The organism is Haloferax sp. s1 (assembly GCF_058382125.1).
Genome location: NZ_JBZRPK010000664.1, coordinates 1 through 6,884, shown reverse-complemented (window position 1 = coordinate 6,884; position 6,884 = coordinate 1). Strand labels below are relative to the sequence as shown.

Here is a 6,884-nt window from a genome sequence, read left to right as displayed (position 1 = left end):
CGGGCGACCAACCCCCCCGCGGTTCAGAAGGGACAGCGACTCGCCACCGGCGGCGGCGAGGCGGGGATGGGCCGCGGAACCGACGGCGGAATTCCCTGCGCCGGTGAGTCCGCAACCCACCCCGCGGGGCGCCGGGGGGCCGCGCCGGGCAGGCCCGGCGGTCGCCTCGTGAGGGAGGAGTTAGGCGGCCTTCCGCGCGAGCACACCCGCCAGTGCGACCCGCTTTTTCTCGCCGCCGCTCAGGCGACTACAGAGGCGGTCCTCGTAGCCGTCGAGTCCAACGCGGGAAAGCGCCCACTCGACGGTGTCCTCCGAGTCGTTTCCGAGATTAATCGGCCCGAACGCAACGTCCTGTCCGACTGTCGGAGCAACGAGTTGGTCATCGGGGTCCTGAAACACGAAGCCGACCGTCTGCCGGAGGTCAGTGAGACTGTCGTCGTCGTATCGGACCGGGTCGCCATCGACCAGTACACGACCATCGTCGGGTTCCAACAGCCCGTTGAAATGCTTGAGGAGCGTCGATTTTCCGGCACCGTTTCGGCCGAGTAAGACCGTTACGTCGCCCGACTCGGCGCGGAAGTCGACACCGCGGAGGACAGCCCGGTCGTCGTAGCCGAACTGGAGGTCGACAGTCCGAATCACAGTATGCCCCCGAACTGAGCGAATACGGAGGGAGTACCCACAAACCGGACGAATACTAAGAGCGCGAGGGCACCCAGCGCATACGTGTGACCGCGGCTATCGTAGTCTCGGACCGGGAACACGCCGTCGTAGCAACGCGAACGCATCGATAAATCGAGTTGTTCTGCGCTGTCGAGTGAGCTTAGCAGTAACGAAGTAGCGACGTGCTTGGTCGTCCGGAACGTCGCACGTTTAGAGGTGAATCCGCCGCGGAGTTTCGCAGCGGTGTACAGCCGAATCGACTCGTCGACGAGCACCTGAATGCCGCGGTAGACCAAAAGCAGCATCTCGACAAGTGGGTCGGGGAGTCCCAGCGTCCGCAACGCGGACACGAGCTGTGGAACAGTCGTCGTGAGCGCCAAAAACGAGAGCACCGAAAGCGATGCTATAGAGCGCAATCCGGTCTTCGTGGCGAGGAGGAGACCCTCCTCGGAGATGTGGAGTATCCAGTACTCGAAGACTGTCGTCGTACCAGGTGTGACGAGGGCAATCAGGACGAGACTGGGCAGCAGGAACCAAATCGGGTACTGGAGGAACGTGACGTACGCTCGGCCGACGGCGTGGACCGTCAAGAGCGAGAAGACGACAATCGCGGCCACGTACGACGAAAACCGGGCGCTCGTCGCAGTCAGCAACAATGACAGGAGGACGAAGTACTCTTTTACAGGTCCGTCGACGAGGGGGGTCGCATCGGCCTGAATTCGCTCAAGCGTCCGGTGCATGTGTCCCGTCTCTGAGGCGCTCAACGTAGTACGCCAGGACGAAGGCCGCAACACCGCCTTGGAGGGCGAACAACGCCAGTTCACCATACCCACCCGGTGGCGACCAGACGGAACTCGCCCACGGACTGTAGTCCGGGGCTTTGTCTTCGATAGTCGCAACCGCCTGCTCGTCTGTCGCACCGAGTCCAGCCACTGCCATCGTACTGAGGATGATAGCAAAGACGACCAAGACGCCGACTGCGAGCGGTCGCTTCATGCTGTAACCCCCAGTCGGTCTTTCGTAATCGAGCCGACGCGGACGAGATAGCCGACGAGCGCCGCCGCGATGAGTCCCTCGAAGATTCCAATCGGAAGTTGTGTGATGGCGAACACCGCCGCGAAATCGACAGTCGATGAAACGACGCCAGCAATCCCCTCTCCGCCGGGGAACGCCAACCCAAGTTGAACTGACGTGGTGAGATAGGTCACCCAGTCAGTGAGGACCGCAGCGACGAACGTCGCCTGTTCGAGCGAGAGGTGCGGACGAACCAACCGATATGCGGCCCAACCGACGAACGGGCCGACGATTCCCATCGCCGTGACGTTCGCACCGAGTGTCGTGAGTCCGCCGTGAGCGAGAAGTAGCGACTGATACAGAAGGACGATAGTCGCAGCGAATGCGGTCACTGCTGGACCGAACAGGACGACCATCACGCCCGTCCCGGTCGGATGAGAGCTACTTCCCACCACCGACGGCAGTTTGAGTGCCGAGAGGACGAAGACGAACGCCGTCCCAATGGCGATGAGTGCTTTCGTTCTGGTGTCTGTCTTCACAGCCGTGAGGGTTCGTTTGGCACCGTACGCGACGATTGGGAGGGCAACGACGGTCCAGACGATTGCCCAAAACGGTGGAAGGAACCCTTCCATGATGTGCATCAGTGAATCGCTCCGTATTCGTGTTGACGAGAACGAGGTCATAAATCAATTTTGGTTGTCTTAGCGCAACTCAGGTTTAATAACCCCGTCAACGATGTTGTGAAATCAGAATTGGTGTACTACAAGCACAATTGTTTTTAAGCGCCGTCGGGATGGTAGACTCGAATGCCACGCGTAACGCTTCCTCACGACGCCAAGGCAGGACCCACAAAGCCAGAGGTGAGAGCCGTCACGCTCGAAAAACTCGACTTGCGCCCGACTGACCACTTCGTCGATGTCGGGTCGTGTACCGGTTCGGTCAGCATCGAAGCGGCACAACGAGTCCAACGAGTAACGGCTGTCGAACGGAAACCGAATCGGCTGGAGGTGACCCGGAAGAACCTCGCGGCAAACGACTACGACGCCGACGTGACGCTTCGCGAAGCAGAAGCGCCGAGCGGCCTTCCAGATGACGCAGACGCGATGTTCGTCGGCGGGAGTCGAAACTTCGAGGCGGTGTTGGACCACGCCGTGGACACCGACGTCGACCGAATCGTGATGAACGTCTCCCGCGTCGAACCGACCGGCGCGGCTATCGAAGCGTTCCGCGAGCGGGACCTGCTCTCGGAGGTCGTCCAGATGCAGGTGAGTCACGGCTACGAACTCGCCGGTGCGACGAGTTTCCGGTCGAACAACCCCGTCTACGTTATCGTCGGGCGGCGTGACGCCGGAGGGCTGGACTGATGACCGTTTACGGTGTTGGATTAGGCCCCGGTGACGCCGACCTCGTGACCGTCAAAGGAAAGCAAATCCTCGAATCGGTCGATGTCGTCTATTCGCCGGGTCGACTCTCGCGGACAGTTGCACTGAATCACGTCCCGGAATCGCGCATCGGTGACCTCGACTTCCCCATGACGCGAGACCCGGACGAACTGCGTCGTGCATGGAAGGAGGCGGCCGCAGAAGTAGCAGAACAAGCGAAATCGAGCGATGTTGCGTTCGTAACGCTCGGAGACCCGAACGTCTATTCGACCTTCGGACACCTCCGCCGGACGCTCGCCGCGTTCCACCCCGAGGTTGAACTCGAAGTCGTCCCTGGCGTGAGTGCGATGACGGCGTTTGCCACCGCACTCGGCGTCGAAATCGAATCGGGAACCGGACTCTCGCTTCGCGAGGCCGCAAACGGGGCGGCACCGACAGGCCCAGACCGGATGATTCTGTTCAAAGTCACCGACGCCGTGGCGACCCACGAGGGACTGACGGACGCTGGCTACGACGTGAAGTTCGGCCGCCGACTCTTCATGGAACAGGGAGAGACGCTCGTCACGTCCGACCCGAAGGAAATCGAAGAGCGCGATTACTACACGCTGGCGTACGCAGAGCGCGAAGGTCTCGAACGTGACGTTGCGACCGCGGAGTTCGACGGTGTGGACTCGGAGGGGTCAGCGTGACGGCCGACGGAGACGCAGACACCGGATTCACCGACAACGAGGGAATTCCCTTCATCGGTGCCGGACCGGGCGACCCTGAACTGCTCACGGTCGCCGGAAAGAACCTCGTCGAAGAAGCGGACCTCGTTGTCCACGCTGGGTCGCTCGTGAACAGCGAACTCTTAGACGAGTACTGTGCGGACGCCGAGCAGGTAAACAGCGTCGGGAAGGACCTCGAAGAGCTGATTCCGCTGATGGCCGACGCCTACGAGGCGGGCAGAACAGTCGTCCGACTCCACAGCGGCGACCCGGCGATATACGGCGCGGCGCTCGAACAGATGGACGCACTGGCGAAGGAAGGAGTCCCGACGTATCTCGTTCCCGGCGTCACGTCGGCGTTCGCCGCGAGCGCGACCCTCCGAACTCAGTTGACGCTGAACGAAGTCGCAAACCACGTCGTCTTCACCCGGCCACAGGGCCGGACGCTCTCTCCCGAGGAAGACCACATCAGTGATTTCGTCGGCTTCGGCGACACGACGGTGTGTATCTACCTCGGCACGCACGCCGTCGAAGAGACGATGGACCGACTGCTCGACGAGGGACACGACCCCGACACGCCGGTCGCCGTCGTCTACCACGCCTCGTGGCCGGACGAGGATATCATCGAAGGAACCATCGAGACGATTGGCGAGAAAGTGTCCGAAGCCGGCTACCGGGCCTCGGCACTCGTGATGATTGGTGACGCTATCACTGGCTCGGACTACGAGCGGTCATTCCTCTACGGCGACTGGGCCCGCGGGGGAGACGCGCCGAACGACGAAAACGATTCTTCAGAACAAGAGCGTGATGCACAATGAGCGATAATTCGACAGACTCTGGCAGTGGCCACTGTCAGACGCCAGACAGCGACGGCGAGGTCGCACGCGAGATTGGCATCGTCAGTTTCGAGCGAAAACTCGACACGGCGGAGGAAATCAAGCGCGACCTCGCAGACGAGTACGACCGAATAGACATCCTCACCTACCACGGCGACGTGTTCGCTGAGCACTGGGGCGAATACGACTGTTTCGTCGGCCTGATGGCGAGCGGTATCGCCATGCGAAAGACCGCCGGACTCCTCGACGACAAGTGGGAAGACCCGGCGGTCGTCGTCGTCGACGAAGAACTAACGTGGGCAATCCCGCTTACCGGCGGACCCCACGGTGCGAATCAGGTCGCCTACGACCTCTCGAAACTCGGCGCTGTTCCGGCGATGACGACCGCCTCCGAGGCGGCCGGAAAACAGGGTGTCGAGAGCAAGGCGAAGGCGCTCGACACGCACGTCGTCAACGGCGATTCGACCGTTGCGACGAACCTCGCCGTCCTCAACGACGAACTCGGACCGGTTGCCCGACTCGACGGACCGAAGGCGGTTCTCGTCGACGACGACGTGACCGTCCTCAAGCGAAACGGCGAGGACGGGGTCGTCCTCGGAACCGGAAGCGTCTCCGGCGCGAAAAAAGAGCAGTTCCTGACCGCGTGGGAGCAAGCGCTCGACGACGCCGACTGCACGTGGGACGACGTTGACTTCGTTGCGACGGGCACGCGAAAGGCCGACGAACCCGGGATGCTCGACGCCGCCCAAGAAATCGGCGCGGGCGTCGTCTACTTCGAGAAGGAGACGCTCACCGAGTTCGAAGGCCCGACCCCGTCGCGGTCGAAGGAACTCATCGGCTGGCCGGGCATCGCCGAAGCGAGCGCGATTGCCGGCGGCCGTGACCACGAACTCGTCGTGAAGAAACAGCGCTACGACGATGCGGTGACCGTGGCGGTGGGACGATGAGCGAAGGCGCAGCGACGACGACAGGCGACCGCGAAGAAGCCCCTGACGACTACGGCACGCTCTACGTCGTCGGCATCGGCCCCGGCCTCCCCGCGCACATGACTCAGCGCGCCAAAGAGGTCATCCAGACTGCCGATTGCGTCGTCGCGTCGAACCTGTATCAGGAGTTCCTCCGCGACGACGACACGCTCCCGCCCGAAGACAGCGACGAGGGGCCCGAAGTCGTCCGTTCCTCGATGGGCCAACAGGTCGAACTGACCCGCGAGGCCTTCGAGCGCGTTCGAGAGGGTGAGGACGTGGCGCACGTCTCCGGCGGCGACCCGAACGTCTACGGCAAGTCCGACCTCGTGTTCACGATGGCCGACGCCGACGACGCGACGGACGTTCCCATCGAAATCGTTCCCGGTGTGACCGCGGCACTCGGCGGCGCGGCGATGATGGGCGCGCCGCTGTCGAACGACTTCTGTACCATCTCGCTGTCAGACAAGTGGCGTGGATGGGACGAAATCGAGGAGAAACTGCGCGCGGCCGCCATCAGCAACTTCGTCATCGTGCTGTACAACTGCTGGCGAAACTACACCCGCGCCATCGACATCGTCCGGGAAGAACGCGCTGACGACGTTCCGGTCGGCATCTTCAACGACGCCGGTCGCGGCGAATCGGGGCGGAATCTGGACGACGAGACGTTCTCGATTACGACCCTCGGCGACGCGAAATCCCACGACGAGGACGTCGGCGGGATGGGAACGTCGATTCTCATCGGCACCCACGAGACCGAACCGTGGAGTAACGACTACGAAACGTACCTCGTCACGCCCCGCGGCGGGCGCGACGTCGACGACTTCTAACCATGAGCGAAACAGACACAGAGACCGAATCGAAGTGCGGCGGAACGACGACTGACTCGACCGAAGAGACGAAGGAAACGACCTCGAAATGCGGCGGGAAGTCGAGCAAATCGGCTGAGCCAACTGAATCGACCGACTCCTCATCCTCGAAGTGCGGCGGTTCCTCCAAATCCAAGTCCTCGTCGAGTTCCGGATGCGGAAGTTCGAAGAAAAAACAGACCGACGAGAAGGTCGAGGCGACCGTCGACGACTTCGACGGCGAACCGGGCCAACTCGTCGCAGTCGGTCTCGGACCGGGTCGCCCGAGCGAGATGACGTCGCTGGCGAAAGAAACGCTCCGAGATGCTGAGCACATCGTCGGCTACACGACCTACGTCGAACTTCTCCCCGACGACATCGTGGAAGGTGCCGAGGACATCTACTCGACGCCGATGTGCGGTGAAGTCTCCCGAACCGAAGAGGCAATCGCCCGGACGCTCGCCGGAAA

General features: G+C 62.3%; 10 protein-coding genes. 6 read left to right on the top strand and 4 right to left on the bottom strand.

Annotated features, from left to right (window positions below):
• Positions 1 to 180: 180 nt before the first annotated feature.
• From QT222_RS15800 to QT222_RS15785, 4 genes are read right to left on the bottom strand one after another with little or no spacing between them, the layout of a single operon-like run.
• Positions 181 to 642, bottom strand: coding sequence for an energy-coupling factor ABC transporter ATP-binding protein (locus QT222_RS15800; RefSeq protein WP_491477707.1), 462 nt, complete (start codon positions 640 to 642; stop codon positions 181 to 183).
• A complete protein-coding gene (gene cbiQ, locus QT222_RS15795) occupies positions 639 to 1,403 on the bottom strand; it encodes a cobalt ECF transporter T component CbiQ (RefSeq protein WP_491477706.1) in 765 nt (254 codons plus the stop codon). The genes QT222_RS15800 and cbiQ overlap by 4 nt, the downstream gene beginning before the upstream one ends.
• Entirely contained in the window at positions 1,387 to 1,659 is a 273-nt protein-coding gene (locus QT222_RS15790) for an energy-coupling factor ABC transporter substrate-binding protein (RefSeq protein WP_004056377.1), read from the bottom strand. The genes cbiQ and QT222_RS15790 overlap by 17 nt, the downstream gene beginning before the upstream one ends.
• The gene (locus QT222_RS15785; RefSeq protein ID WP_004056378.1) at positions 1,656 to 2,318 is read right to left on the bottom strand and encodes an energy-coupling factor ABC transporter permease; all 663 of its coding nucleotides are present in this window, start codon (positions 2,316 to 2,318) and stop codon (positions 1,656 to 1,658) included. Before QT222_RS15785 ends, QT222_RS15790 begins: the two co-directional genes overlap by 4 nt.
• Positions 2,319 to 2,483: 165 nt before the next feature.
• Between QT222_RS15785 and cbiT the strand changes: the two genes are divergently transcribed.
• The 6 genes from cbiT to QT222_RS15755 all read left to right on the top strand — a co-directional run.
• A complete protein-coding gene (gene cbiT, locus QT222_RS15780; RefSeq protein WP_049917384.1) occupies positions 2,484 to 3,041 on the top strand; it encodes a precorrin-6Y C5,15-methyltransferase (decarboxylating) subunit CbiT in 558 nt (185 codons plus the stop codon).
• Positions 3,041 to 3,748: a cobalt-factor II C(20)-methyltransferase gene (locus QT222_RS15775; RefSeq protein ID WP_491477705.1), complete on the top strand. Its 708-nt coding sequence runs from the start codon at positions 3,041 to 3,043 to the stop codon at positions 3,746 to 3,748. The genes cbiT and QT222_RS15775 overlap by 1 nt, the downstream gene beginning before the upstream one ends.
• Complete coding sequence (gene cobM, locus QT222_RS15770; protein WP_004056381.1) at positions 3,745 to 4,584, top strand: precorrin-4 C(11)-methyltransferase; 840 nt, start codon at positions 3,745 to 3,747, stop codon at positions 4,582 to 4,584. Before QT222_RS15775 ends, cobM begins: the two co-directional genes overlap by 4 nt.
• On the top strand, positions 4,581 to 5,549 hold the full coding sequence (cbiG, locus tag QT222_RS15765; RefSeq protein ID WP_491477704.1) for a cobalt-precorrin 5A hydrolase: 969 nt from the start codon (positions 4,581 to 4,583) through the stop codon (positions 5,547 to 5,549). The genes cobM and cbiG overlap by 4 nt, the downstream gene beginning before the upstream one ends.
• Entirely contained in the window at positions 5,546 to 6,397 is an 852-nt protein-coding gene (locus QT222_RS15760; RefSeq protein WP_004056383.1) for a precorrin-3B C(17)-methyltransferase, read from the top strand. Before cbiG ends, QT222_RS15760 begins: the two co-directional genes overlap by 4 nt.
• A 2-nt stretch (positions 6,398 to 6,399) precedes the next feature.
• Positions 6,400 to 6,884 (top strand): SAM-dependent methyltransferase (locus QT222_RS15755; protein WP_491477703.1); only part of this gene is annotated, 485 nt, incomplete at its 3' end.

Bases quoted from the DNA above. Each gene is read 5' to 3' on its own strand.
- cbiQ (WP_491477706.1), bottom strand. From the start codon at position 1,403: ATGCACCGGACGCTTGAGCGAATTCAGGCCGATGCGACCCCCCTCGTC.
- QT222_RS15790 (WP_004056377.1), bottom strand. From the start codon at position 1,659: ATGAAGCGACCGCTCGCAGTCGGCGTCTTGGTCGTCTTTGCTATCATC.
- QT222_RS15785 (WP_004056378.1), bottom strand. From the start codon at position 2,318: ATGCACATCATGGAAGGGTTCCTTCCACCGTTTTGGGCAATCGTCTGG.
- cbiT (WP_049917384.1), top strand. From the start codon at position 2,484: ATGCCACGCGTAACGCTTCCTCACGACGCCAAGGCAGGACCCACAAAG.
- QT222_RS15775 (WP_491477705.1), top strand. From the start codon at position 3,041: ATGACCGTTTACGGTGTTGGATTAGGCCCCGGTGACGCCGACCTCGTG.
- cbiG (WP_491477704.1), top strand. From the start codon at position 4,581: ATGAGCGATAATTCGACAGACTCTGGCAGTGGCCACTGTCAGACGCCA.
- QT222_RS15760 (WP_004056383.1), top strand. From the start codon at position 5,546: ATGAGCGAAGGCGCAGCGACGACGACAGGCGACCGCGAAGAAGCCCCT.